Annotated in this window: 20 protein-coding genes; 9 read left to right on the top strand and 11 right to left on the bottom strand. The window is 64.2% G+C overall.

Annotated features, from left to right (window positions below; translation table 11 throughout):
* Nucleotides 1–16: 16 nt before the first annotated feature.
* The gene (locus ACPWR9_RS18945; RefSeq protein ID WP_426330954.1) at nt 17–1,471 is read left to right on the top strand and encodes a patatin-like phospholipase family protein; all 1,455 of its coding nucleotides are present in this window, start codon (nt 17–19) and stop codon (nt 1,469–1,471) included.
* Here ACPWR9_RS18945 and murB read toward each other — a convergent pair.
* Nucleotides 1,461–2,477, bottom strand: coding sequence for a UDP-N-acetylmuramate dehydrogenase (gene murB, locus ACPWR9_RS18940; RefSeq protein WP_426330955.1), 1,017 nt, complete (start codon nt 2,475–2,477; stop codon nt 1,461–1,463). The two genes, ACPWR9_RS18945 and murB, sit on opposite strands and share 11 nt — an antisense overlap.
* A 243-nt stretch (nt 2,478–2,720) precedes the next feature.
* Between murB and ACPWR9_RS18935 the strand changes: the two genes are divergently transcribed.
* Nucleotides 2,721–3,206 (top strand): YajQ family cyclic di-GMP-binding protein, encoded by a 486-nt coding sequence (locus tag ACPWR9_RS18935; RefSeq protein WP_426330957.1) that lies wholly within the window; start codon nt 2,721–2,723, stop codon nt 3,204–3,206.
* A gap of 105 nt (nt 3,207–3,311) precedes the next feature.
* On the opposite strand, the gene plsY is transcribed toward ACPWR9_RS18935, so the two are convergent.
* Both plsY and ACPWR9_RS18925 read right to left on the bottom strand, forming a co-directional pair.
* The gene (gene plsY, locus ACPWR9_RS18930; protein ID WP_426330958.1) at nt 3,312–3,914 is read right to left on the bottom strand and encodes a glycerol-3-phosphate 1-O-acyltransferase PlsY; all 603 of its coding nucleotides are present in this window, start codon (nt 3,912–3,914) and stop codon (nt 3,312–3,314) included.
* Between the two features lie 87 nt (nt 3,915–4,001).
* Nucleotides 4,002–6,947 (bottom strand): ATP-binding protein, encoded by a 2,946-nt coding sequence (locus ACPWR9_RS18925; RefSeq protein WP_426330959.1) that lies wholly within the window; start codon nt 6,945–6,947, stop codon nt 4,002–4,004.
* Nucleotides 6,948–7,193: 246 nt separating this feature from the next.
* Between ACPWR9_RS18925 and ACPWR9_RS18920 the strand changes: the two genes are divergently transcribed.
* Entirely contained in the window at nt 7,194–7,865 is a 672-nt protein-coding gene (locus ACPWR9_RS18920; protein WP_426330960.1) for a response regulator, read from the top strand.
* Here the strand turns inward: ACPWR9_RS18920 and ACPWR9_RS18915 are convergent.
* The 5 genes from ACPWR9_RS18915 to ACPWR9_RS18895 form a co-directional block, all read right to left on the bottom strand.
* Nucleotides 7,827–8,996: a CfaE/CblD family pilus tip adhesin gene (locus tag ACPWR9_RS18915; RefSeq protein ID WP_426330961.1), complete on the bottom strand. Its 1,170-nt coding sequence runs from the start codon at nt 8,994–8,996 to the stop codon at nt 7,827–7,829. The genes ACPWR9_RS18920 and ACPWR9_RS18915 overlap by 39 nt on opposite strands.
* Nucleotides 8,977–11,799 (bottom strand): TcfC E-set like domain-containing protein, encoded by a 2,823-nt coding sequence (locus tag ACPWR9_RS18910; protein ID WP_426330963.1) that lies wholly within the window; start codon nt 11,797–11,799, stop codon nt 8,977–8,979. The genes ACPWR9_RS18915 and ACPWR9_RS18910 overlap by 20 nt, the downstream gene beginning before the upstream one ends.
* Nucleotides 11,800–11,878: 79 nt before the next feature.
* A complete protein-coding gene (locus ACPWR9_RS18905; RefSeq protein ID WP_426330964.1) occupies nt 11,879–12,388 on the bottom strand; it encodes a CS1 type fimbrial major subunit in 510 nt (169 codons plus the stop codon).
* Nucleotides 12,389–12,476: 88 nt separating this feature from the next.
* On the bottom strand, nt 12,477–13,211 hold the full coding sequence (locus ACPWR9_RS18900) for a fimbrial protein (RefSeq protein WP_426330965.1): 735 nt from the start codon (nt 13,209–13,211) through the stop codon (nt 12,477–12,479).
* Nucleotides 13,212–13,361: 150 nt separating this feature from the next.
* Complete coding sequence (locus ACPWR9_RS18895) at nt 13,362–13,850, bottom strand: aminoacyl-tRNA deacylase (RefSeq protein ID WP_426330966.1); 489 nt, start codon at nt 13,848–13,850, stop codon at nt 13,362–13,364.
* 109 nt (nt 13,851–13,959) lie between these two features.
* Here ACPWR9_RS18895 and ACPWR9_RS18890 point away from each other — a divergent pair, with 109 nt between their 5' ends.
* Nucleotides 13,960–15,525, top strand: coding sequence for a class I adenylate-forming enzyme family protein (locus ACPWR9_RS18890; protein WP_426331110.1), 1,566 nt, complete (start codon nt 13,960–13,962; stop codon nt 15,523–15,525).
* A 13-nt stretch (nt 15,526–15,538) separates the two neighbouring features.
* On the opposite strand, the gene xerD is transcribed toward ACPWR9_RS18890, so the two are convergent.
* Together xerD and queG are read right to left on the bottom strand one after the other, a co-directional pair.
* Nucleotides 15,539–16,426: a site-specific tyrosine recombinase XerD gene (xerD, locus tag ACPWR9_RS18885; RefSeq protein ID WP_426331111.1), complete on the bottom strand. Its 888-nt coding sequence runs from the start codon at nt 16,424–16,426 to the stop codon at nt 15,539–15,541.
* Between the two features lie 173 nt (nt 16,427–16,599).
* Entirely contained in the window at nt 16,600–17,814 is a 1,215-nt protein-coding gene (gene queG / locus ACPWR9_RS18880) for a tRNA epoxyqueuosine(34) reductase QueG (RefSeq protein WP_426330967.1), read from the bottom strand.
* 17 nt (nt 17,815–17,831) lie between these two features.
* Here queG and tsaE point away from each other — a divergent pair, with 17 nt between their 5' ends.
* Nucleotides 17,832–18,356 carry a tRNA (adenosine(37)-N6)-threonylcarbamoyltransferase complex ATPase subunit type 1 TsaE gene (gene tsaE, locus ACPWR9_RS18875; protein WP_150680640.1) on the top strand — a complete coding sequence of 175 codons (525 nt, stop codon included), beginning with the start codon at nt 17,832–17,834 and terminating at the stop codon, nt 18,354–18,356.
* The gene (locus ACPWR9_RS18870; protein WP_426330968.1) at nt 18,350–19,813 is read left to right on the top strand and encodes an N-acetylmuramoyl-L-alanine amidase; all 1,464 of its coding nucleotides are present in this window, start codon (nt 18,350–18,352) and stop codon (nt 19,811–19,813) included. Before tsaE ends, ACPWR9_RS18870 begins: the two co-directional genes overlap by 7 nt.
* A gap of 132 nt (nt 19,814–19,945) precedes the next feature.
* Here the strand turns inward: ACPWR9_RS18870 and ACPWR9_RS18865 are convergent, their stop codons facing one another.
* Nucleotides 19,946–20,614, bottom strand: coding sequence for a VTT domain-containing protein (locus ACPWR9_RS18865; protein ID WP_150680642.1), 669 nt, complete (start codon nt 20,612–20,614; stop codon nt 19,946–19,948).
* 385 nt (nt 20,615–20,999) lie between these two features.
* Here ACPWR9_RS18865 and mutL point away from each other — a divergent pair, with 385 nt between their 5' ends.
* The 3 genes from mutL to ACPWR9_RS18850 all read left to right on the top strand — a co-directional run bounded on the left by mutL (nt 21,000) and on the right by ACPWR9_RS18850 (nt 25,046).
* A complete protein-coding gene (gene mutL, locus ACPWR9_RS18860; protein WP_426331112.1) occupies nt 21,000–22,970 on the top strand; it encodes a DNA mismatch repair endonuclease MutL in 1,971 nt (656 codons plus the stop codon).
* A gap of 44 nt (nt 22,971–23,014) precedes the next feature.
* Nucleotides 23,015–23,962 (top strand): tRNA (adenosine(37)-N6)-dimethylallyltransferase MiaA, encoded by a 948-nt coding sequence (gene miaA, locus ACPWR9_RS18855; protein WP_426330969.1) that lies wholly within the window; start codon nt 23,015–23,017, stop codon nt 23,960–23,962.
* Between the two features lie 187 nt (nt 23,963–24,149).
* Nucleotides 24,150–25,046 carry an ABC transporter permease gene (locus tag ACPWR9_RS18850; RefSeq protein ID WP_426330970.1) on the top strand — a complete coding sequence of 299 codons (897 nt, stop codon included), beginning with the start codon at nt 24,150–24,152 and terminating at the stop codon, nt 25,044–25,046.
* Nucleotide 25,047 lies beyond the last annotated feature (1 nt).

Genomic DNA, 25,047 nt, shown 5'->3' with positions numbered 1-25,047 from the left:
GGCGCCGCTACTCACTATGTCGCGTCTGCCCCCCGAATCTGCCGACGACGCTGCCGGCAACACCCCTTCTGCGGCCACGTCAGGCCCGAACCTCCCAATCGCATCCACGGGTGCTACCGGGCCCACGCCCGACACCACGCCCGCCACCTCTGCCGCCGCCACGCATGCGAACGGCAACGCATCCGATCTTGAACCCACCGACGTGCCGTTGCTGCCGCCCGACGGGCTGACGAAATCTGGCAAACCGGCGAAACCCGTCAGGGCGAGAACCCGCAAGGCCGATCCGGCGACGGCCGACGATCGCGTCCACACGAAGGGCGGCACCGGCTCAGCCAACGAATCTGCTGCGGCAACGGGCAGCAAGGCCAAAACCACCCGCCCGACGCGCAGCCGTCGCGGCAGTGCCAAAAAGAAAGGCATCGACCTCGGCCTGCAAGGCGGCGGCGCGCATGGCGCCTACACTTGGGGCGTACTGGATAAATTGCTCGAAGACGGGCGTCTCGAGTTCGAGGGCATCAGCGGTGCCTCGGCAGGCACGATGAACGCGTTGGTACTCGCGCACGGTCTGCTGGACCGCCCCGGTGTGGACCCACGCGAGAAAGCGCGCGAATCGCTGCACAGCTTCTGGCTTGGCGTTTCGCAGGCGGGATCCTCCGCCACGGCATGGGCGCAAACCGTCTTCAGTTGGCTCAACGGCCGGCCGACCGAATACCCGGTGTGGCACGACTGGATGCAGAGCATGCAGCAGTGGATGATGCCCTTCTCGCAGCCCACCGCCGAAATCAACCCGCTGCGCACGGTGCTCGAAGCGCAGGTGGACTTCGATCGCCTGCGCGAGAGCACGGCCACCCGTCTGTTCGTCTCGGCGACGAACATCCGCACGGGCAATATCCGTATCTTCCGCACGCATGAAATCACGCTCGACGTGGCGATGGCGTCCGCCTGCCTGCCGTGGCTCTTCAAGCCGGTGAAGATCGATGACGATTTTTACTGGGATGGGGGCTATCTCGGCAACCCGCCGCTCTACCCGTTCTATTACGAGACGCTCACGAGCGACATTCTGATCGTGCACATCAACCCGATCGAGCGCAAAGAGAAGCCTGTGCTGCCGGGACAGATCATGAACCGGGTGAACGAGATCACCTTCAATGCGTCGCTACAGCGCGAATTCCGTGCCATCTCCTTCGTGCACAAGTTGCTCGACGAAGGCTGGCTCAAGCCGGAATTCCGCAAGCGACTGAAGTACCCGCTGATCCACTCGATTCGCGCCGACAAGGAGCTTTACGATCTCTCGTCGTCGACGAAGTTCGTGACCGACTGGCACTTCCTGACGACCCTGCGCGACCGGGGCCGTGAGGCGGCCGCCCGCTGGCTCGACGAACACTACAACGATGTAGGGATGCGCTCGACGGTCGACCTGCGCCGCGACTATCTCCAGCGGCTGCCCGACGCCACGTCGATCAAAGCATGAGGGGTTCGGGTTCGAGCGAGATGCCGAAGCGCTCGTGCACGCTGGCCTGTACGGCCTTGGCGAGCGCGACGATATCGGCCCCGCTCGCGCCACCGCGATTGATCAGCACCAACGCCTGACGCTCGTGCACCGCGGCATGCCCCAGCGATTTGCCGCGCCAGCCGCACTGATCGATCAACCAGCCCGCAGCGACCTTCCAACTGCCGTCCGGCTGCGCGTAGCCCACAATCTGGTCGAACCGCGCGCGCAGCGCGGCGAAGGTGTGCGCGTCGACCACGGGATTCTTGAAGAAGCTGCCTGCATTCCCGAGCGCTGCCGGATCGGGAAGCTTGCGGCGGCGAATGTCGGCCACGGCGTCGAAGATCTGCACGGCGCTCGGCGACTCGATACCGGCGTCGGCGAATGTGCGAGACACATCGGCATAGCCGGTCACCGCCTGCCACGGGCGCGGCAGACGCAACGTCACCGACACGATGATGAACCGCCCCGGCTCGCGCTTGAACAGCGAATCGCGATAGCCGAACGCGCAGTCATCGCGACCCAGCGTGACGAACTCGCCGGTCGTCGTGTCGAGCGCGCGCAGCGAGGCGAAGCGCTCTGCCAGTTCCAGCCCGTAGGCCCCGATGTTCTGGATAGGCGCGGCGCCCAGCGTGCCGGGAATCAGCGCCAGGTTTTCGAGTCCCGGGCACCCTTGTTCCAGGGTCCAGCCCACGAAGTCATGCCAGACCTCGCCGGCACCGCCGCGCACATAGCGCGCGTGGGCGTCGTCGGCCAGCCGTTCGCGTGCGCGAATCGCCATCTTCAGCACGACGCCGTCGAAGTCGCGCGTGAGCACCACGTTGCTGCCGCCGCCGAGCACCAGACGCGGCAAGCCCGCCAGTTCCGGCATGGCAAGGGCGGCCACGAGCGCAGCTTCGCTATCGATCGTGACGAGATAACGGGCTGTGGCGGGCAGACCGAAGGTATTGAATTCGCGCAGGCTGACGTCGCGTTGCAACTGGAGCATGAAGAGTGGTGATGTCGTTCACCCGCCGGCCCCGCCCCGTAGAGCGATACGGGATAGATGCGAGACGGGCGGCTGAATTACAATGTCGGGCGAAAGAATTTTGCGCATTATACCGGCCGTGCCGCGGACTGCTCGGTTTGCCCGACGCCATCGTGCGCGCGGCACCGGCACACACGCCAAACGGCACCGCACCTCGGGGCGAACCGCCCATTTCACGAACCCTTTGTAATTCAGGAGAGCCAGATGCCATCGTTTGACGTGGTTAGCGAAGCCAACATGGTAGAGGTCAAGAACGCCATCGAGCAGGCCAACAAGGAAATCTCGACGCGTTTCGACTTCAAGGGGTCGGACTCGCGTGTCGAGCACAAGGAGCAGGAGATCACCCTGTTCGCCGACGACAACTTCAAGCTGGAACAGGTCACGCAAGTCCTCATCAGCAAGATGGCCAAGCGCAACGTCGACGTGCGTTTTCTCGACTACGGCAAGGTCGAGAAGATCAGCGGCGACAAGGTCAAGCAAGTCGTGAAGGTGAAGAAGGGCGTGGAAGGCGATCTGGCCAAGAAGATCGTGCGCCTGATCAAGGACAGCAAGATGAAGGTGCAGGCGAGCATTCAAGGCGACAGCGTGCGTATCGCGGGCGCCAAGCGCGACGACCTGCAAAGCGCCATCGCGCTGCTGCGCAAGGACGTGACCGACACGCCGCTCGACTTCAACAACTTCCGCGACTAAGCCCCGGCGCAAGCCCCGTTCGAAGCGCTGTTGTTTCAGCCAATAAAAAACCCGCAGTTGTCGCTGCGGGTTTTTTATTTGACGAGCGTGACGCCTGCGACGCCGTTACTTCTTCTGCCCGATGCGGCTTTCCTTGCCTGCGATCAGCTTGCCGATATTCGCACGGTGGCGATAGATCAGCAGAATTGCCATGACGATGACGGCAGGTGCATACGGCCCGAAGCCGAACATGAACACGTAGTACAGCGGTGCGAACACGGCCGCCACGAGTGCTGCCAACGACGAGTAGCGGAAAAAGACGGCGATGATGAGCCACGTCGCGGCCACCGCCAGTCCGAGAATCGGGTCGATGGCGATCAGCACCCCTGCGGCCGTGGCGACGCCCTTACCGCCTTTAAAGCGCAGGAACACCGGGTAAAGATGGCCGATGAACACGGCCAGTGCCACAGCGGACAGGCCGAAGTCGCCCACGCCCCAGGCGTCGGCAAAACGCTCGGCGAGAAACACGGCGAGCCAGCCCTTGAGCGCGTCGCCGAGCAACGTGAGCACGGCGGCCTTCTTATTCCCCGAGCGCAGCACGTTGGTCGCGCCCGGATTGCCCGAGCCGTAGCTGCGCGGGTCTGCGAGGCCCATTGTGCGGCTGACGATCACCGCGAACGGCACCGAGCCGATCAGGTAGGCAAGGACGATAAAAACCAGAGTGGCCATGAACTTCGTGCGTGAGGAAGATTTGTAATGGCCGCCATTCTACTTGACCCGCCCGGTCGCCCCATTCTGGCAAACACGGGGTTGCGCCTACACCGGGTGGTCCCCATGACCGTCGGACTCGCGTGCCCCACCCGACGTTGCGTCGAGCAGCCGACGCACTTCGCCGACGAATTCATGAAGCAATGCCGATACTGACGTGAGTGCGGGCACCCCGCCCTCACTGACGCGCTGGTCGATGTCTGCGGCGCGATGAGCGAGGGCAGGCTGCGAAAACGCCCCGAGGACGCCCTTCACCGCATGGAGTTGCTCTCGCAGGCGCCGGATATCCCCCGCGTTGAATGCGGCCTGGATGTCGTCGACCGTCTGCCGGGTGCCTGCCAAGAACACGTCGCGGACGTGGGGCGGCAGTTCGCTGGCGCACCACGACGCCGGGTTCGCCGGGTGCGCCGGCTTCGTTGCCCCCGCTTGCGCACAGCCCTTGATCGACTCGATCAGGGTGCGCAAACCAGCGAGCGAGAGCGGTTTGGTCAGCACCTTATGCATCCCGGCAGCTTCACATCGCCGATGTTCCTCCCGAGTCGCATGCGCCGTGAGCGCGACCACCGGAATTACCGGCCATTGCGAACGAATACTACGGGCGAGCACATAGCCGTCGATGTGCGGCATGCCGATATCGGTAATCACCAAATCGAAGGTGGCGCGCGAGAGTGCATCGAGCGCCGCGCCGCCATCGCCGACCAAGGTACTGCTGTGGCCAAGCGTCGCCAATTGCTCGGCGAGCAATACACCGTTCGCCTGGCAGTCTTCGGCGATCAGCACGCGCAGCGGGGCGACGTTTCTCGCAACCTCGGGCGGCGTCGCACTCGGCAGCGATGCGGCCCCACCGACGTCCCACTGCTCGTGCTCGGCGTGCAGGACGAGCTTCAACGCCGCGAGCAGCGCCCGCGGCGAGTAACTCGACACGTGCACCGTCCTGCCATCTTGCACAGGTTGTAAAGGCCCTTCGGCGTGGCAATCGATGATCCAGGCGCCGGAGGCAATGGGTGTCATCGCGTCACGCGCGAGCGACGCGCCGCGCACGCCCATCACGACGACCGCCCGCACGCGCGCGCTGATCGCAGCGTTCGAACTCGCCGCATCGCGGCACGTCAGAACCGTCAGCCCCCACGCTTCCAACTGGGCCGTGGTATGCGATGACAGTTGAGATGCGGCCTCAGACGTCAAACTTTCGTCCGACTCACCTCGCGGCACCACAAGCGCGACGGCCTCGCCCGCGAAAGGTACGGTGACGGGCCGTTGAGGCGCCACGGCCGAGTCCGCCAACGCCAGCTTCACGGTACAACGCGTACCGCTGCCGAGCTTGCTGTGCATCGAGAGACTCCCGCCCATCGCGTCGACGAGCCGTCGGCACAGTGCGAGCCCCAGGACGGTGCCGCCGTACTGCCGGTGAATCGACGGGTCCGCCTGCGAAAACAGACCAAACACACGGGTTTGCGCTTCCTCCGAAATCCCGATGCCGGTGTCTTCGACATGCAGCGCAAGCCACTGCTCAGCAAGTTCGATGTGCACGGCGACGCTACCTTCTTGCGTGAACTTCACCGCGTTGGCGAGCAGATTGCTCAGCACCTGCGATAGCCGGGCGGCGTCGCCCCAAATCTGCTGCGATACGTCGATCTCGAAGCGCGCGAGCAACGTCAGCCCTTTTGCGTGTGCCATGGGTGCGAAGAGCGCGAGCGACGTCTCGACGAGCGGCACGACATCGAAGCATTCGCGCTCGATCGCCATTTCCCCCGCTTCGATCTTCGAAAAATCGAGCACGTCGGTAATGATGTGCATCAACTGCTCCGACGCGGTGCTCACGGTCGCCACGCGCGCCTGCACCAACGGAGCGAGCGCCGAATGCGAAAGCAGCTCGAGATTGCCGAGTATCGCGTGCAACGGCGTGCGTATTTCGTGGCTCATCGCGGCGAGGAAAGCCGACTTCGAGGCGTTTGCCGCATCGGCGGCAAGGCGTGCTGCCAGCAGATCTTTCTCCAGACGCTTGCGTGCGGTCACGTCGGTCATCGCCATCACCAGCACGGCTTCGCCTCGATAGCGCGCCGGTGCCACGCGCACCGACAGATCGACGGCGTTGCCGTCCCGTAGGGCGAGTGTCACGGTGAATTCGCACACGGCGCCGCCCGGCACCGAACGCTGCGTGTATCGACCGATGAGATCGGCAATCCACCATGCCGGACCATCGGCCGCCTGTTGCAGCCACATCGCCAGGCTCGGGCTGCACCGCAGCGGCTTGCCCGTGCTCGGCGATATCAACCCTAATCCCACGGGCGCCGTGTCGATCAGGGTGCTGCTCAGATGCTCGCCCTCGAACAGCCTCGCCGAGCGTTCGAACATGGGGGCAAACACGTGCCGGTTGAACAGGACCAACAGCAGCCACATCAGTCCGATGATGCCGAGCGTGCTTGCCAAGGCCGTCACGAACGGGACCCGCACGTTGCTCAGTGCCTGCCGCCACGATTGCGCATAGACGACGACCCAGCCGGTGTCCGCAAGCGGCACGGCCATCGTGAAAATGCCCGCGCGAAATGCGTCGTTGGCGCCAAGCTGTGCGGCCGCCACCACACCTGATGCCAACACACGGTGCACGACCGCTTCGTCCACCCCCAATCGTGAGCCGGCCCGTATCAACGTGAGTGCGTCGTCGACCAGCAGGAAGGTGCCGTCAAAATGCGGCACTGGGAACCACGTATCGAACAACGCGAACGCGCTCTCCTGCGTCTCTTGCGTTTCTTCCATCGCCCGCCCCGTCTGCACCTGCTGAACGATCTCTCTCGCTCGCGCCGGGTCGATTTTTCCCAGATCGTGCGACAACTCGCGGTACTCGCGCATCAGTTGGTGATGCACCGTCGACACCATGCCGATGACAAATGCGCTCACCAGCACCGCAGTAACGACAGCGCCGCCACCGAAGATCAACCGGCGGTGATAGCGGCGCAAGCGCGTGAGCATGCCCTGCCCTGAGTGTTTGACCATGTCGTGCTTAGCGCTCTCGCGCACCGTCGACGCGACGCCCGCGTCGAGCGAATTATGTGGCCGGAAATTGCAGGGGCCGGGCGAATGCCCGCCAGTTTCTGACTTGTCAGAGGGAACGCAGGCAAAAGTGGGAAAACACCCGTTTGTGGGCGTAGCACACGTTAGTCATGCGTTTATACGCAATTCGCGGAACCCGCAGCATGCGGCGTATGCCTCACTCGTGCCCTTTGCTGGAGACCACGGAGCATGAAAAAAATAAGCGTTGCCCTAGCCGACGATCACCCCGCCATTCTTGCCGGGTTACGGTACGAACTTGAGGACCAGCCGTCGCTGGAAATCGTGGGTACCGCGCGCAATTCCACGGAGATCGTCGAATCGATACTGCGTGCCCCCTGCGACGTACTCGTCACCGATTACGCGATGCCCGGCGGCCGATACGGCGATGGCATGACGTTGCTCGGTTTTCTGCATCGCACATTCCCCAAGTTGCGCATCGTCGTCCTCACCTCGATCGAGAACCCGGCTCTCCTGCGGCAAATCGGTGCGCTAGGCATTCGAGCGGTGCTCAACAAGACGCTCGACTTACATCACCTGATTGCAGCCATTCACGCGGTGTATCTGGGCCAAGCATTCCGCAGCCCCGCATCGGGGTCACGGCCAGCGGCGAGCACCGCAGGCAAACCGCTGAGCAAGCGGGAATCCGAGGTCTTGCGTCTGTACGTTTCCGGGGTATCGGTCACAGGCATTGCCGCACGATTGCACCGGACCAAGCAGACCATCAGTGCGCAGAAAGTCAGCGCGATGAAAAAGCTCGGCATCGAGTGCGACGCCGATCTTTACGGCTTCGCCTTCCGGGCGGGTTTGTCGACGGCCGCGCTCTCAAATGCGTCCGGCATCGACGGTCATCTCGAGCCGTAGCGCCCCGTCGTATTCGCCATGCCGTTTGGTCGTCACCACGAACGGCGCGATCTCGAAGTTCAGCCGCGCCGGGGTGCACGCCACCGGCACCGGAATGCCGGGGAGTCTGACCAACCGGATCTGGGATTGTGAGGTTGGTGTGAGCGCCGTACCGGCCGCGTCGCCGATACGCAGCCACTGCGTCGCGCCGCCGTAGGTCAGTCCGACGCGATAATCGATTCGGTCGCCGGGCAACAGCCCGGGCGTGCCGCGTGCTGCGATCGAGGCATACCCTGTGGGCTGTTCTGGAAACTGTCCGCGCGCACCGGTGGCGCGCACGCGCAACGCCCCTTCGCTGTTCGATCCGAAGCCATCGTAGAAGCACAAATCCAAAGCGCGTCCACCGAAGATCACCGGGACGAACCCAGCCCCCGGACGGCTGCGAAGATCGAAGGCAACGCGTGGGTTGACCGTGGCGAGCGCCGGAAAATAGATCTGCGCATTGTTGCGGTCCGTGACGTTCAGCGTGATGTCGTACACGTGCGCAGCACTGCGGGCGGTCTGTCCAAGTTCGATGACATCGAGCATCAGTTGCGCCCGCCAGATACCGGCCATCGGTACTTTGGCCATCTCTTCCCGGCTCAGGCTCAAGTCGTAACGCGACACGTCATAACGTCTGCCACCACACGTCCCGTTGTTCGTATTGTCATGAAGCTGTCGGCGAACGTGGGTGCACGTCGTGCCGCTCACCGTCACGATCTTGGCCCCTGTCACAACGAGATCCACGGCATGATGCGTTCGGCTTTCGACGAAGCGTAGCCGAATCCTCGTACGCGCCCCGGACGGGTCTGAAGTCGGGCGCACCGCGCAGGCACCCACCGCGCTGTCGGCATTGGAGCGGCAACCATAAGCCGTTCGCGAGCCGCGAATATCCCCCGGCGTGTAGTGGACCTGAAGCGGTTCTCTGAACCGCCAGTTCGCGGCAATGCTCGAAAGGTCGACCGTTTGCTCGACGCTCTCCCGGTGATCGACCGGAAACGCCTGTGCAAACACGTCCTCTACGATGCACAAACTCCCCAGCGCCACTGCACCTGCCATCAGGTACGACGGCCCCCGACGCCGCACTCCCCCGTTACCGCGTAACCGCATCATCGACCTCTCGCCTCGTCTCCTGCACCGGCCGTTCGCGCTGGCTCAGCAAGCGTTGCACGCGTGTGTCGGCACGTATCCCTTCGGGCAACGTCTCCTGCGCGAGCGCCTCGCATTGCGTGGTGCCCGTCACGTGGACCACATCCTCGCGCCGCGTCACATCGATCGCGCAGCGAAGCGGTTGCCCTCGACTGAGCAAATAGAGCGCGCTGAGCTGGCGTGGCGACTCGATCATGAACACCCCCTGATCGTCGAGCGGCTGTGCCGAGACGCTGAGTACCTGCGCGTGATCGAGCGACAACCCATCGGGGCCCAATGCGCGCCCCACGTAGGTGTAGCTGCGCCCGGCAGAAACGTCATGCGTCACGACGCGCCCCGGCGTCAGAAAATAGTCGCGACGTGAAGCCCCGCGCACCAGACTCACCGTGTGGTCATGAACGCCAGAGGTTGCCTCCGACACCTCGCCGGACTGCAAACGATAGCCACTCACCGGCACGATCGCGGCACCGCCAAAGTCCACCGTCACCGGCCGCCCGCCGACATCGAGTCTGGCCGCCGCCCCCGGTGTCCGAGCGTCATCGCGCGCCACGACGATGGCCACGGCGGCAGGTGCCTCACCAGCGAGAAATGCCGGGCCAAGCAGCACGCGCTCACGCGTAATCGCCAGTGACGAGGCGTAGCCGCCCGTGAACGACACCCGGTCGCCGCCGACGATGCCATCACGGCGGGCGCTGCCCGAGAGCATCGCGTTGGCGTCGCCATAGCGGCCATCGATGGCACCCCGCACCGTCGCCGATACATCGCCGTGCACCTCGCCAGAGACGCCGACAGCAAGCTCCCGACGCGACGTGTCGTCCCATGTCCAGGCATGCGATGCCTGATACCCCGTCTGCGCGCCGCTGCGACGCGCCCCCTCGCCGGTGCGCACTTCCACGCCCGCGGTACTGTAGGTCGTGGCCCCCTGCGCCGCTGGCTTCGGGCAATGCGCCGCAAACGTCAGACTCACGAATGCCCCGGTATCACGGCTAGCGGTCGCAGTCCCCATTGCGCCACTGCCCCGCGTCGTCCCACGACGCTCATACACGCCGACACGCGACGCGACCGACAAGCGGCGCCACCGGAACGTCCGACTAAGCGTCGCCTGTAGCGTGCGCGAAACCCGATCGTTGTGACGAACGTCAGCGTCGCCCACAAGCATCGGCACTTCGGGAAATTTGGCCGTCGAGAGCGCGCGTCCATGCGTCTTGTTGTAGCCGTATCCAGCACTCGCCTGCCATGCGCCCAGCGGCACCGAGAGCGCGGCATTAAGCGAGTCGTAGCACCCCAGGTTGAGTGCCGACGCCCCGAGCGCCGCTGTGTTCTGCGCGCACGACGTGTCGCGCATCTGGTAGCGATACACACTCAAGCCAAGGCCGTTGGAGAGCGCGATGGATTGTGTGTTGCCGTACGCGCCGCCAGTGCCGACGAGTGCGCTGCCCGCCAATGTCAGCGTGCCGAACGCAAATGCGTGACGCCAACTCAGTTGCGTCTCGTTGTACAAGGCCGACGGTACCCAGCCGACACCGCTCGTGAGCAACACGCCGCCGCCAACGGGCGTGCGCACCCCGGCTTGTGCGGTAAAGCCAAGCGCATCGGTGTCGCCGCGCCCGTGGCGCTCATCGGCCACACGTCCGGCTTGCCCGAACCATTGCAAACGCTGCTCGAACGCCCCGCCGCCGACTTTGGTGAAGGGTTCCGACGCCGTGCGCACCAGCGTATCGGCTTCGATAATGCGCAGCGAGACGAGATACGTGCCTTCGGGAAAGTAGCGGGTGTCGATGGACTGCACGCCGGCTGGCAAATAGGCGCTGCCGAGCAATTCATTGCCGCGATAGGCATCGACACGTGCGTCGCGGGTGAGGAGTACCGTCAGCGGCGAGCCTTGCGCGGCATGGCGCTCGTTGACATAAGCCTGCGACGTGCCGACACGCACGCCGTCGAACCGATGCACCGGCAGCAATGAAAAACCGAAACTTCCTCCGCGCGTGCTGGATAAGTCGCGTTGGTCCATCCGACCGAACTGTGTGTAGTGCGCGGGGCCCAAATCGTGACGGTAGTAGAGGCTGTTCAACGATGCGCGCAACCGGTCTGCGCCGCGTTCCTCTTCGCTGGTGCCACGCTGGCCGTGCTGCCCTGTATGCACCAGCGACCAGTCGAAGCCCGCAAAGCTGCGCGACGTGATGCCCAGGGCACCGTTACCCAGCACCGTGAGATTGCGCTGCGTACCAGACCCGGCCGCATTGATGACTTGTGAATGAATCAAAGCACGCTCGCTGCCTGCGGCGTTCGCGTAGTACGGTTGTCCGGTCGTATCCGGCACTGGCAGCCACGCTTTGGCGAGAAACAGATCGAGCGAGCCGCGCTGTTCGTCGAAGATGACGTCGGCGGTCTCAGTATCCAGATATCCGCAGCCGGTGTCGCACGCCAAGTGGCCATTTCTGGCCATGGGTCTGGCAAGGGCCGCCAATCTGCTGGCAGCGACGGGCGACGTGCCGGACGCGTCGGCATCGTCGCGCGCTGCCGCCGGCAAACCGATGGCCGCGGCCACCGCCTCCGGCGTTTCCAGTCTCACCGTGTCAGGGCGGACCAACACCGGAAAGATGCCCAGTGTCTTGCCCAGCATCCGAATTTCGATCTGCTCGACCTGACCGTGCACGATGTCTTCGAAACCCGGGGGCACCCGCGACGCGTTCACGGTCGACGCCGTCGCATCGGCACCGAGTGCCACGGCAAAGCAGACGAATGACGTGTACGGCAGACAGCGCATGGTGAATGCAAAGCAGGCCGAGCCAGCGCCATGCGTCAATCGACGGCTTGCACGCTGGCCCGCGGACATCGAGGGGGAGTTAGCCGGCCGCGGCGGCGACGAGCAACACTTCGAGGCGGCCGGTGTAGTTACCGGCGGGCGGGGTGTTCGTGCCCGTCAGCCCGCCCGTAATCGTGAGCGGCAACGTGACAGACTCGCCGGTGCTCCCCCCCTGCCAGAGCGTTGCCGCGGTAAAGCTGGTATTGGCGGTCGTAATCGGCCGCCCGCCGAGTTGGACGGTGAGCGGAATCGGTGTCGCCGCAACGTTCGTCGTGTGCAGCAACTGCGCGGCACTTCCCAGCCGCACGTCGACGTTTTGCGTGTCGTCGTTGGTATGCAGGCGTGTTTGCACGACGGGCGCCGAGACTTGCCGAGTGGCGGCGTTATAGGTCATCACCAGGCTTTGCGGCATCGGCGCGCCGTTCGCTTGCAACACCGACAGCGTGGGATCGATGCTGGCCGTCAGGTCGATGACGACTTCTGCGGCGCAGACCGAGATCATCGGGAGCGTCATGGCCAATGCCACGCTCAGGTGCTTGATTCGCTTCATGGATAGCTTTCCTTGGTAAGTGAGGTAAGGGAAGGAAGTGCCGGTCATACCGGCTGGGAAAGGCCGAGGCAGACGACCCCGCGAGGCGCTACGGCGAGACACCCAGATCGGCAAACCGATCCTCTCGCTCACTGTCGACCCGATACTGGATGCGCGTTGCGTAGGCGCGCATCGACTCAGGGATGGCGAGACGCAGTCCGGGATAGACGCTTTGCCCGATGGATTGCCATTGGCAGGTGTCGTTCGATTCTGCGGCGCACAGCCCTATCGCGAGGACGTGGGCGCGAACGTTGCCGATGTTCGCAACCCCGGCGTTATCGGCGGTGCGTGCCAGCGCAGCGACGGCGCGTGCAGGCTGAACGCGCACGAGCGCGCCCCACACGAAGCTGACCTGAACGTCGGTGACGATGTTGTCCTGCGCGGCGGCAGGTGTCGCGTCCTCGATGGCCCCGACGGGGCGAATGTAGACGCGGTAGACGGTCTCCCTCTCCGGGCGGCCAAGGGCCACGACGCGCACCTGCCGCGTTGCGCCGCCAGAGAGGACGAATTTACCGGGAGAGGCGACAAGGCCGCCGTCGAGCGCGCTGACCGGCGTCTCGTGCTCGGCGGGCGTCGCCGGATCGATGACTTTCCGAACCGTGACTTCGACGTATTGCGTGAGCGCCGACTGCGACGTCACACGAATAATGCTGACCGGCTGCCCCGTGCCTGCGATCACGCTGGCGATGGGCGACACCGTCACATTGGCCCATGCGGGCACGTGTGGCCACATCGTGCCGACGGCGACGAGCATCGCCATGACACGATGGTTTCGAATCGACATCTCATGTCTCCCTGCGAATGGCTAAGCCGACCGTGACGCGTGAACGGCTTTCGTTCATGCATCACGTGGCATGACCATCGTAGAGAGACGTTGCCCGCGTGAACATCTGACAAGTCAGAATTGCACGCGGTGTGTGACAGCGGGCGGAGGTTAGTCAGCCAGTGCGGCGTTCACGAGTGTCGGCGAGAGCAAGCGCACGATTTCAGACGGGGCGATCGACACCAGATACCCGCGGCGTCCGCCGTTGATGTAAATCTCCGGCAGATCGAGAATCGTGGCTTCCATATAAACGGGCATGCGCTTGCGCGTGCCGAAGGGGCTCGTGCCACCGACGAGATACCCCGAATGCCGTTGCGCCACTTCCGGCTTGCACGTCTCGATGCGCTTGCGCGCGCTTTGACGGGCCAGTGCCTTGGTCGAGACCTGGCAGTCGCCGTGCATGAGCACGATCAACGGACTAGCGTTCTCGTCTTCCATCACCAAGGTCTTGATGACGCTGTGCTCGGGCACACCGAGCGCTTCCGAGGAGACGCGCGTGCCGCCGTGCTCCTGGTACTCGTAGAAGTGATTGCCGAACGTCACGCCAGCACCGGCAAGGGCTTTGGTGGCAGGCGTTTCTGCGGTTGCCTTGGATTTCATATTGCAAAAATTATTGAAAAATGACGGGCAGGTGAACGCGTCGATTGTAATGAATCCGCGAATGCCTGCCTGCATGACGATGCCGCTGGCGACGCATTACAATGCCGCCATGGCCGCCCACTACGACACCTCGCCTCAGGACGCGCTTGCCGCACAATGGCTGGCGAACCTGCCACCGCGCATCGACACCCTGCCCGCACGCATTGCGGCGCAAGCGCCCACGCGCATCGCGCTAATCGACGATTTCCGCCGACTGACCTACGGTGAACTGACCCACGCCGTGGCCTCAACCGCCGAACATCTGCGCGCGCATGGCGTTCGCGGCGGCGATCGCGTGATGATCGTCGGCGAGAACGGCATCGCCTACGTGGTGCTGCTGTTGGCCGTGGCCTCGCTCGACGCGTGGCCGTTGCTATGTAACGCGCGGTTGTCGGCCACGGAACTCGGCGTTATCCGCGACCATGCCCGCCCGCGCTGTGCGATTTTCACTGTCGATGCGTCGCCCGACGCTGCCGCACATGCGCGCAGCCAAGGCGCGGCGATCGTCTGGACGGAATTGGCCCTAGGTGCGCTTGCCGCCACCGACGCCGATCCCGACAGCGAAGTCGAACCCGTGCAGGCCGACAACGCCGAGCAATGCGCCGCACTCATATACACCACGGGTACGACCGGCACACCGAAAGGCGTGCGCCTCTCGCATCGCAATCTGCTGTTCATCGCCGCCATCTCGAGCACGCTGCGGCGTGTGGGGGCCGACGACGTCGCCTACGCCGTGCTGCCGATCTCGCATGTCTATGGGCTGACCTCCGTGTGTCTGGGCACGTTGTACGCCGGTGGCACGCTACGGCTGGCGGCGCGCTTCACGCCCGAAGCGGTGCTCGATTCGCTCGCTCACGATGGGCTAACCATATTGCAGGGGGTGCCCGCGATGCACGCGCGCTTGATGGCGTACGTCGCGAGTCAGGGCACGCCCCTCGTGGCACCCCGTCTGCGCTTCGTGTACTCGGGCGGCTCGCCGCTCGATGCCGCGCTCAAGGCCCGCGTGCAAGCGTTCTATGGTCTGCCGATTCACAACGGTTATGGGCTGACCGAAAGCAGTCCGACCGTATCTCAGACGTTGCTCGACGCCCCGCGTGACGACTGCGCTGTGGGACCGGCCATTCCCGGCGTCGCCGTGCGCATCGTCGATCCGCAGGGGCAAGACTTGCCCGACGGCGACGTCGGCGAACTCTGGGTGCGCGGTCCGAACGTCATGCTCGGCTATTACCGCGCACCGGAACTCACCGCCGCCGCGATCACCCCCGATGGCTGGTTACGCACGGGCGATCTCGCGCGGCGCGAAGCCGACGGCGCGCTCTTCCTCGCGGGACGCGCGAAGGAATTGATCATCCACTCCGGCTTTAACGTCTATCCGATCGAAGTGGAGCAAGCGCTCGCGAGTCATCCCGACGTGTTGCAAGCGGCCGTGCTGGGCCGTGAAGCCGACGGCAATGAAGAAGTGATCGCGTTCGTGGAAGCGCGTCCGGGCCACCGCGTCGATGTGGCCGCGTTGGCGACATGGGCGGCAAGCCGGTTAGCCCCCTACAAGCGCCCCGCGCAGATTCGCGTGCTCGATGCGCTGCCGGCAGCGTCCACGGGCAAGGTGCTCAAGCACAAGCTCAAAGCGTTGCTGTAAGCGCGAGCCTCGCCTATCCGCGCGGATGGTGCTGCGCGTGCAACGACTTCAAGCGCTCGCGCGCGACGTGCGTGTAGATCTGCGTGGTGGAAATATCGGCGTGGCCGAGCAGCAACTGCACCACGCGCAAGTCGGCGCCGTGGTTGATCAGGTGTGTGGCGAACGCATGCCGCAGCGTATGCGGCGAGAGCGGTGCGTGAATGTCTGCGAGTTGCGCGTAGCGCTTGATCAGATACCAGAACGCTTGCCGTGTCATGCCGTCGCCGCGTTGCGTGACGAACAACACGTCGCACGCGCGCCCGGCCAGCAGCACGCCGCGACTCTGCGCCAGATAGCGCGTCAGCCATCCGCTGGCCTCGTCGCCGAACGGCACCAGCCGCTCCTTCGCGCCCTTGCCGAAGATGCGCAGCACACCTTCGTTCAGCCCGACTTCGATGGTCTTGAGCGCCACCAGCTCCGAGACGCGCAATCCGCTCGCGTACATCAATTCCAGCATGGCGCGATCGCGTAGCCCAAGCGGCTGCGTGAGATCTGGGGCTGCGAGCAGCGCCTCGACTTGCGCTTCCGATAACGTCGATGGCAACCGTTGCGCGCGCTTGGCGGAAGCGATGCGCAGGCAGGGGTCCACATGCACGATGTGTTCTCGCAACGCCCAGTGATAAAAGCGCTTGAACACCGACAACCGACGATTCACGCTGCTGGCCAAACTCTCGCGGCGCCAGGCCAGATAAGCCGAGAGCGCCGCCTCGTCGACGCCATCGAGCGCCATGTCGTGTTTGGCGGCCAACCATTCGGCGAACAGGCGCATGTCGCGCCGGTAAGCGTCGAGCGTATTGCGCGAGAGGCCGTCTTCGAGCCAGATCGTGTCGCAGAACTGGTCGATCAGCGTGGCACTGCGCACATACGCCGCGCCCTGTGCATCGAATTCGAGCGGTGTGTCTTCGGACGAATCTACGGACGAGCTAGCGGCCACCTCGTCGATATCGTCTAGCGCGGCTTGCTCGAACGGTTCGTCGTCATCGAAGTCGACGGCTGGGTCGATGCCCGCCTTCGGGGTCTTGGGTGCGCGCGGGGTCAAACGATCGCTCCTTCCTGAGCCAGCGCCCATTGCACATGCTCGCGCACCAAGGCGCTTGGGTGATCGCCGCGTGCGGCCAGCGCGTCGCGCAACGGCTTGCGTGTGACTTCATCGGCGGCTTCGCGCAGCGCATTGCCCAAGCCAACCGCCAAATTGCGCAGCCAACGCTCGTGGCCGATACGGCGAATCGGGCTGCCTTGCAGGCGATCGAGAAACTCGGCTTCGGTCCATGCGAACAATTCCACCAGCGATGCGCAGTCGAGCCGGTTGCGCGGAGCGAAATCGGTCAGCGGCGACGGCTGGGCAAATTTGTTCCACGGGCAAAAGAGCTGACAATCGTCGCAGCCGTAGATGCGGTTGCCCATCTTGGCGCGCAACGGCTCGGGGATGGCCCCTTTGTGCTCGATGGTCAGGTACGACACACACAGCCGCGCATCTACGCGAAACGCTTCGGTGATGGCTCCAGTCGGGCACACGTCGCGGCATTTCTGGCATTGGCCACAGTGTTCGCCGCGCGCAGCGCCCTCATCGACCGGCAACGGCACATCGACGAAGATCTCGCCGAGGAAGAACAGCGACCCGGCGTCGCGCGAGAGCAACAGTGTGTGTTTGCCGCGCCAGCCGAGTCCCGCCTTTTGCGCGAGTTCGACTTCGAGCACCGGGGCCGAGTCGGTGAACACGCGATACCCGAACGGCCCGATCGCCTGCGCAATCCGGTCGGCAAGTTGCTGCAACCGGTTGCGCATTACCTTGTGATAGTCACGACCGCGCGCATAGAGCGAGACCACGGCCTCGCCCGGCTTGTGCAAGCGCGCGGCTTCGCGCTGACGCCAGCCGTTCACATCGGTATCTTGGGGAAGGTAATTCATGCGCGCGCTGATCACGCGCCGCGTGCCGGGCACCAACTCGGCGGGACGGGCCCGCTTCATGCCATGCGCGGCCATGTAGTCCATGTCGCCGTGGCAGCCGTCGTCGAGCCACTGCTGCAAGCCCGGTTCGGCATGCGAGAGATCGGTGTCCGTGATGCCGACTTCACCGAAGCCCAGCTCGCTTGCCCACGTGCGAATTTGCCCGGCGAGCGCCGACAGTTGCGCTGCACTGAGCGAAACAATCGCCGTATTGTCGCGCGAGGGCGACACTTCGGGCCCATCTGGCGGTGCCGATGGCTCGACTTGTGCGGCGGGAGCGGGGAAAATCACGGAAGCTTTCATCGACTCCATTTTACGCAATGCCCGAACACACAGCGTCCGCGCCATTGGGCGAGCGCGTTTTTGCGCTCCCCGACGAAGCTGCCACCGAAGCCTTCGCAGCGGCACTCGCGCACGCCATCGTCTCGCGCATGGCCCATACCGACGCCGCGCATGCCGGCCTGCACGTCCAACTCTCGGGCGATCTCGGTGCAGGCAAGACAACCCTCGTGCGTGCGCTGCTGCGCGCGCTGGGCCACACCGGGCGCGTTAAAAGCCCGACGTATGCGCTGTGTGAACCGTACAACATCGACACGCCACAGGGTGTATTGCCGGTCTATCATTTCGACCTGTACCGCTTTGCCGATCCGGCCGAATGGCACGACACGGGCTTTCGCGAGCACTTTGCCGGCGACGCGTTGTGTCTGGTCGAGTGGCCTGAAAAAGCCGACGGCCTGCTGGGCACCCCCGATTTACGCCTGTGGTTGGAACCAGTTGGCGATGGCCGCCGTCTGACGACGAGCGCCTATACGCCGGCCGGCCTTGCTTGCCTGAACTCATGCTGATCAAACGCTTTGCCCGAACCGACGACGCTTCCTCGCCCAATGCCGGCCGCCGCCGAGCACTGCGCGCGGGCGCCTCGACGCTGATACTTGCCGTCACCGGCACCCGCCTCGCTTTCGCCAATGCCATCGTCGCGGTGCGCGTGTGGCCGGCGAAGGACTACACACGCGTCACGCTCGAGACCGACAACCCGGTCAAGTTCCAGCAGCAGCTGATGGAGAGTCCGAACCGCTTCGTGATCGACCTCGACGAAGTGGATCTGAGCCCGGCGCTGCGCGACCTCGTCGCCAAGATTCAACCGAACGATCCGCAGATCATGCAGGTGCGCGTGGGCCAGTTCAAGCCCGGTGTCGTGCGCATGGTGTTCGATCTGAAAGCCGGGGTGAAGCCGCAATCGTTCACGCTGCCCCCGGTGGCGGGCTACAAGTACCGCACGGTGTTCGACCTGTATCCGGCGGTCGAACCCGATCCGCTCATGGAGTTGCTCGCGAAGTCGGGCCACAAAGCCGAAGCCCTTGCGCAGCAAGGCGCGACCGGCACCCCCAGCAACGAAGAGAGCGAAGCGTTCTTCCAGCAATACGCCCAACGCGATGCGGGCAACGCGGCACCGGCACGCCCGCCGACGCCGTCGTCCTCGACACGTCCCACACGGCCGCCGGCTCCCGACAAAACCCCGCCGCTGGCCCAGAACAACGACAGCGACGACGGTCTGACCATCACCCCGCCGCCCTCGCGTGGCCCGAAAACGGCACGACTGCTCACCATCGCACTCGACCCGGGGCACGGCGGCGAAGACCCGGGCGCCATCGGCAGCAAAGGCTCGTACGAGAAGGTGGTGGTGCTGCAAATCGCCAAGCGCCTGCGCGACAAGATCGATGCGCAGCCCAATATGCGCGCGATGATGACGCGCGACGCCGACTTCTTCGTGCCGCTTGGCGTACGCGTCCAGAAGGCTCGCCGCGTGGATGCCGACTTGTTCATGTCGATTCACGCCGATGCGTTCACCTCGCCTGCGGCCAACGGCTCGTCGGTGTTTGCGCTCTCCGAGCGGGGTGCCACGAGTGCGACGGCACGCTTGCTCGAAAAAACGCAAAACGCGTCCGACTTGATCGGTGGCGTGAACATCAAGACCAACGACCGCACGGTGGCGCATGCGCTGCTCGATATGTCGACCACGGCGCAGATTCGCGACAGCAAGGTGTTCGGCGATGCACTGCTCAAGCAGATCGGCGGGCTGAACCGGCTGCACAGCGGGCGCGTCGAACAAGCGTCGTTCGCCGTGCTCAAGGCGCCAGATATTCCGTCGGTGCTGGTCGAGACCGCCTTCATCAGCAATCCCGATGAAGAGCAACGGCTCAACGATCCGGCGTATCAGGAGAAGCTCGCCAACGCCCTGCTCACCGGCATCAAGGCGTATTTCGCCAAGAACCCGCCGCTGGCGAAGAACCGCACGGCATAAGGTTGGTAAGACTGGAAAGGCTGGACGCATCGGACGCCACAAACAAAAATGGCGCGCCCCATCGGGACGCGCCATTTTTTTGACCCCTGCGAAGCCGCACCCCTTGAGGGTCACAGCGTCGTCACAACTCGCTTACTCGCCTTGGCTTTGCGGCACACGGCGACGGCCGCGCGTGAACAGCTTCCACACCGCACCCAGCGCGATCGGCACCACAGCGGCGCTGATACCCACGAGCACGATCACGTTCAGGTATTGCTTGACGATCGGCATGTTGCCAAACAGATAGCCACCGCCCACGAGCAGTACCACCCAGATCGCAGCGCCCAACACGTTATAGAGCTGGAAACGCACCCACGACATGGCCGACACGCCCGCCACGAACGGGGCAAACGTGCGCACCACCGGCACGAAACGCGCCATCACGATGGTCTTGCCGCCGTGGTGTTCGTAGAAGTCGTGCGTCTTGCGAAGCGCATCGCGATCGAGAAAACGCCAGTTCTTCTCGTACACGCGCGGGCCGATTTTGGAGCCGATCCAGTAATTGAGCGTATTGCCGGTCACTGCCGCAATAAAGAGCAGCACGCCGAGCAGCCACGGATCCATCGCCCCGGTCGCCGCAAACGCGCCGCCGATGAACAACAGGGAATCGCCTGGCAGGAACGGGAAGAGCACCAGCCCCGTCTCGACAAACACGATCAAGAACAGGAACAGATAGACCCAGTTTCCGTATTGATCGATAAACACACCCAAATGCTTATCGATGTGGAGCACCATCTCCAGCAACTGCACCAAAGTATCCAAGTCGATTCCTCAAGATAAAGGACGCCGGCCCGTCCCCACGGGCGCGCGACGAGTCGCATCATACCAGCGCAATCGTCGGGCGTCGTTAAGTGCCGATGACAACCAAAAATTGCCCATTCACCGGCCGTCGGACACCTTCCCGCCACAAAAGCTTGCCCCAAACCTTCCCATGACAGGACTATAGCGGGTGTTTGTTAGCTGTTCGTTAGGTATTGCAGGCTGAAACGCTGACCGATCTATGTCTTTGAGGGCAACCTTTATAATGGTTCCCATGTCTGCCACCCCGACCTCCGCTTCCGCTGCCGACGGCCTTGCCGGCGCGCCCGACGAACTCGCTGGCGCCCCCGTCGACCTTGCCGCCACGGCTGCCCGCCTGCCCGGCCCCATGCCGGCGGCCCTTGCGCCCGCGCGCGCCATCCGTGTGCTTCCCGATCAGTTGATCAGCCAGATCGCCGCTGGCGAGGTGGTCGAGCGCCCGGCCTCCGTGGTCAAGGAATTGCTCGAGAACGCGCTCGACGCGGGTGCCCGTGCCCTCCAGATCAAGCTCGAAGAAGGCGGCGTACGCCGCATCGCCATCACCGACGACGGCGGCGGCATGTCCGCCGAGCAGTTGCCGCTCGCACTCACGCGCCACGCGACCAGCAAGATTCGCACGCTCGACGAGCTCGAATCGGTGCTCACCCTCGGGTTTCGAGGGGAAGCGCTGGCCTCCATTGCATCTGTCGCCCAGCTCACGCTGTCGAGCCGTCAGATCGACGCCCCGCACGCGAGCGCCATCGACGGCAATACCGGCGCGCTGACACCTGCGGCTGGGCCGGTCGGCACGACAGTCGATGTGCGCGATCTGTACTTCAACACCCCTGCCCGCCGTAAATTCCTCAAGACCGAGCAGACCGAATTCGGTCACTGCATGGACGTGATTCGCCGCAGCGCGCTCGCGCGCCCCGACGTCGGCTTCTCGATCCTGCATAACAACCGGGCGGTGGAACACTGGAACGTGTCCGACGCCGCCACGCGCGTCTCGCGGGTGCTGGGCAACGACTTTGCCGATGCCCACCTCGCGCTCGACGAGGGCGCGGCCGAGTTGCGGCTGTCCGGCTTCGTCGGGCTGCCCACGGCCAGTCGTGGCCGTGCCGATCAGCAATTCTTCTTCGTGAACGGCCGCTTCGTTCGCGACAAGCTGCTCACGCACGCCGTGCGCGCCGCCTATGAAGACGTGCTTCACGGTGATCGCTACCCAGCCTACGTGCTGTACTTCGAACTGCCGCCGCAGTTGGTCGACGTGAACGTGCATCCGTCGAAAATCGAAGTGCGTTTTCGCGATGCGCGCAGCGTGCACCAATTCGTCTTCCACGCCGTGCAGCGCGCGCTGGCGCGCGCCGCTGGCAGTGGCGGTGCGACGCATGCGGCACACGTCACAGAAGGTGGTGGGTTAGCCGCAGGCAGCGCCAACCCGAGCGGCAACGGCTTCGGCATGATGGGCGCACGCCCTGCGGCAGGTTTCGGCTCGCCGAGTGGCAGCAGTTGGAATCCCCGCGCGCAACAAGGCACCTTGCCGGTTGCGCAACCGCTCTCGGTCTACGACAACCTGTTCGGCCGCGCTGCGCCTCCCGCGCCGCGTCCGTATGGTCAACCGGGTGTCACCGATGTCCCGGCCAACGCTTACGGCTCGCTCGGTGCATTAGGCGCGCCCGGAACCGCCGCCGACGGCACCGCCGTGCCGACGACCGACGGCCTGACGCCGGGTGCCACGCCCGACGCGATGCAACTGGAGCAACCGCTCGGCTTCGCGCTCGGTCAGTTGCACGGCATCTACATCCTCGCGCAGAACGCCTATGGGCTGGTGCTCGTCGACATGCACGCTGCCCACGAGCGCATTCTTTACGAACAGTTCAAACACGCGCTAATCGAGCAAAGCGTGCCGGTGCAGCCGCTGCTGATTCCGGTGACGTTCTTCGCCGATCCGGTGGAAATCGGCACGACGGAAGAGCATCAGGAAACGCTAAAGGCGCTCGGCTTCGACCTCGCCGCCATGTCGCCGACGACGCTGGCCGTACGCGCTATCCCCGCCCTGCTCGACGGTGCCGATGCGCAGGCACTGGCCCGCGCGGTGCTCGCCGATTTGCGTCAATTCGGTGGCTCGCGTGTGCTCACCGAGCGTCAGCACGAACTGCTCGGCACGCTGGCTTGCCATAGTGCCGTGCGCGCCAACCGGCGTCTGACGCACGAGGAAATGAACGCGTTGCTGCGCCAGATGGAGGCGACCGAGCGTGCAGACCAGTGCAATCACGGCCGCCCCACCTGGTATCAACTGACGCTGGGCGATCTCGACAAATTGTTCATGCGCGGCCGTTGAGTTGCAGCAGAAGCATCGCAAGGTAACAAGGTATCCCGAAGTTCATGAATCCCCCGCCCCCGATTGTCTGCCTGCTGGGCCCGACGGCATCCGGTAAGACCGCTGCCGCCCTCGCGCTCGCACAAGACACGCCGATCGAAATCATCAGTGTCGATTCCGCACTCGTCTATCGCGAGATGGATATCGGCACGGCCAAACCCAGCGCCGCCGAACTCGCTGCGGTACCGCATCACCTGATCGACATCATCGATCCGCGCGATGCCTATTCCGCCGCGCAGTTTCGCAATGACACGCTGCGCCTTGTCGACGAGATCACCGCACGCGGACACCGGCCCTTGCTCGTCGGCGGCACCATGCTCTACTACAAAGCGCTCACGCAGGGCCTATCGCCGCTGCCGTCTGCCGATGCTGACGTGCGTGCACGACTCGACGAAGATGCTGCACGCGAGGGCTGGCCTGCCATGCATGCACGACTCGCGGCCGTCGACCCGGTGACAGCAGCACGCCTTGCGCCGAACGATTCTCAACGCGTACAACGCGCGCTCGAAATCTTCGAACTGTCGGGTAAGCCGATGTCGCAGTGGCTCGCTGAACAAGCGCAAGCGCCCGCGGAAGAATCACCGCATACGTTCATCCCTGTCGCGTTGGAGCCGAGCGACCGTTCGGTTTTGCACGCGCGAATTGCCGAGCGTTTTCGCTTGATGCTCGCCGCAGGCTTCATCGAAGAAGTAGAACGTTTGCGCGCACGCGGCGATCTCGATCCCAACCTGCCTTCGATGCGCTGCGTCGGCTACCGTCAGGTGTGGGAATACCTCGACGGCGAGACCGACTACGACACGATGCGCGACAAGGGCATCTTCGCCACGCGTCAGTTGTGCAAGCGTCAACTCACGTGGCTGCGCTCGATGCCCGAGCGGCATATCGTCGACTGCACGGCCAGCGACGCGCCGCAGCGCGCGCTCGCCACCGTGCGCCAGCTCTGGCAAAACTGACGCTCCCGCCGACCGGTTCGCGTTCCGCAATTCCTCTGTGCGGAACGCGCACCACGCCCTCGTCTCCCCTCCGTTGAAACCCTGACAGCTTTCCGGTTTGCATGTCGATTTTGATATGCTAATTTGCATATCAACGTTTCGATCAATTCAAAATTGCATCGAATCCACGATACCGGGAAGGGTGCCAATGACGCAGACTTCGATGGAACAGAGTGGGGTGCCGGGTGCGCTGCAAGCAGCGCCAAGCGACACGCGACGCTTGCCCGCAGGCAAGCCACGCAGCGTGCCGGTCGGCAAATGGCTGGTACGTGCAGGGATCACGCTGATCTACCTGTTCATGCTGAGCCCGTTGATTTTCGTGATCTGGCTGAGCTTCTTCAAAGACGCGATCATCACCTTCCCGCCCAGCGGCTACACGGTGTCGTGGTATCTGAACGCATGGCGCAATGCCGCGTTCGCCAACGGCTTCCTGCTCTCGCTGCAACTCGCCGCGTGTGCGGCCATCGGTGGCGTGATTCTCGGCGTGGCCGCCTCGCTCGCCCTCGCCCGCTATCGCTTTCCCGGGCGCCGTACGCTCGGCAATGTGCTGTTGCTGCCGCTGGTGGTGCCCGGCATCGTCGCAGGCATCGCGACCTATCTCTTCTATCTGCGCGCGGAAAACCTGTTCGATGTCGATATCGTCGGCACCTTCGGCGGGCTGGTTGTCGCACACATCTGCCTGACCATTCCGTGGACGATGCGCCTCGTAGGTGCGAGCCTCGCGCAAATCGACGGCACTATCGAAGAGGCCGCACGCAATCTCGGCGCGGGCCCGTGGCGCACGCTGTGGCGCGTCACGCTGCCGATGTTGCGTCCGGCCATCGTCGCCGCTGTGCTGTTCAGTTTCATCGTGTCGTTCGAGAACCTCGAACTCACGCTGCCGCTCGTGGGCCCGGGCAAGACCACCCTGCCCATCGCGATCATGCAGTACCTCGAATTCAATCTCGACCCGACGATTGCGGCCGTCTCTGCCGCGCAGATCGTGTTGCTCGGCATCGTGATGCTGATCACCGACCGCTTCGTCAAACTCAGCCAGGTGATCTGAC

The sequence above is a fragment of the Pandoraea pneumonica genome (assembly GCF_049918595.1).
GTDB classification, from domain to species: domain Bacteria; phylum Pseudomonadota; class Gammaproteobacteria; order Burkholderiales; family Burkholderiaceae; genus Pandoraea; species Pandoraea pneumonica_A.
This window is presented reverse-complemented; position numbering and strand designations above follow the sequence as displayed.

What these genes read in the sequence shown, in the direction of transcription:
- ACPWR9_RS18945 (WP_426330954.1), top strand. Translation starts at nt 17, where the DNA reads ATGTCGCGTCTGCCCCCCGAATCTGCCGACGACGCTGCCGGCAACACC.
- murB (WP_426330955.1), bottom strand. Translation starts at nt 2,477, where the DNA reads ATGCTCCAGTTGCAACGCGACGTCAGCCTGCGCGAATTCAATACCTTC.
- ACPWR9_RS18935 (WP_426330957.1), top strand. Translation starts at nt 2,721, where the DNA reads ATGCCATCGTTTGACGTGGTTAGCGAAGCCAACATGGTAGAGGTCAAG.
- plsY (WP_426330958.1), bottom strand. Translation starts at nt 3,914, where the DNA reads ATGGCCACTCTGGTTTTTATCGTCCTTGCCTACCTGATCGGCTCGGTG.
- ACPWR9_RS18925 (WP_426330959.1), bottom strand. Translation starts at nt 6,947, where the DNA reads ATGGTCAAACACTCAGGGCAGGGCATGCTCACGCGCTTGCGCCGCTAT.
- ACPWR9_RS18920 (WP_426330960.1), top strand. Translation starts at nt 7,194, where the DNA reads ATGAAAAAAATAAGCGTTGCCCTAGCCGACGATCACCCCGCCATTCTT.
- ACPWR9_RS18915 (WP_426330961.1), bottom strand. Translation starts at nt 8,996, where the DNA reads ATGATGCGGTTACGCGGTAACGGGGGAGTGCGGCGTCGGGGGCCGTCG.
- ACPWR9_RS18910 (WP_426330963.1), bottom strand. Translation starts at nt 11,799, where the DNA reads ATGCGCTGTCTGCCGTACACGTCATTCGTCTGCTTTGCCGTGGCACTC.
- ACPWR9_RS18905 (WP_426330964.1), bottom strand. Translation starts at nt 12,388, where the DNA reads ATGAAGCGAATCAAGCACCTGAGCGTGGCATTGGCCATGACGCTCCCG.
- ACPWR9_RS18900 (WP_426330965.1), bottom strand. Translation starts at nt 13,211, where the DNA reads ATGTCGATTCGAAACCATCGTGTCATGGCGATGCTCGTCGCCGTCGGC.
- ACPWR9_RS18895 (WP_426330966.1), bottom strand. Translation starts at nt 13,850, where the DNA reads ATGAAATCCAAGGCAACCGCAGAAACGCCTGCCACCAAAGCCCTTGCC.
- ACPWR9_RS18890 (WP_426331110.1), top strand. Translation starts at nt 13,960, where the DNA reads ATGGCCGCCCACTACGACACCTCGCCTCAGGACGCGCTTGCCGCACAA.
- queG (WP_426330967.1), bottom strand. Translation starts at nt 17,814, where the DNA reads ATGAAAGCTTCCGTGATTTTCCCCGCTCCCGCCGCACAAGTCGAGCCA.
- tsaE (WP_150680640.1), top strand. Translation starts at nt 17,832, where the DNA reads ATGCCCGAACACACAGCGTCCGCGCCATTGGGCGAGCGCGTTTTTGCG.
- ACPWR9_RS18870 (WP_426330968.1), top strand. Translation starts at nt 18,350, where the DNA reads ATGCTGATCAAACGCTTTGCCCGAACCGACGACGCTTCCTCGCCCAAT.
- mutL (WP_426331112.1), top strand. Translation starts at nt 21,000, where the DNA reads ATGCCGGCGGCCCTTGCGCCCGCGCGCGCCATCCGTGTGCTTCCCGAT.
- miaA (WP_426330969.1), top strand. Translation starts at nt 23,015, where the DNA reads ATGAATCCCCCGCCCCCGATTGTCTGCCTGCTGGGCCCGACGGCATCC.
- ACPWR9_RS18850 (WP_426330970.1), top strand. Translation starts at nt 24,150, where the DNA reads ATGACGCAGACTTCGATGGAACAGAGTGGGGTGCCGGGTGCGCTGCAA.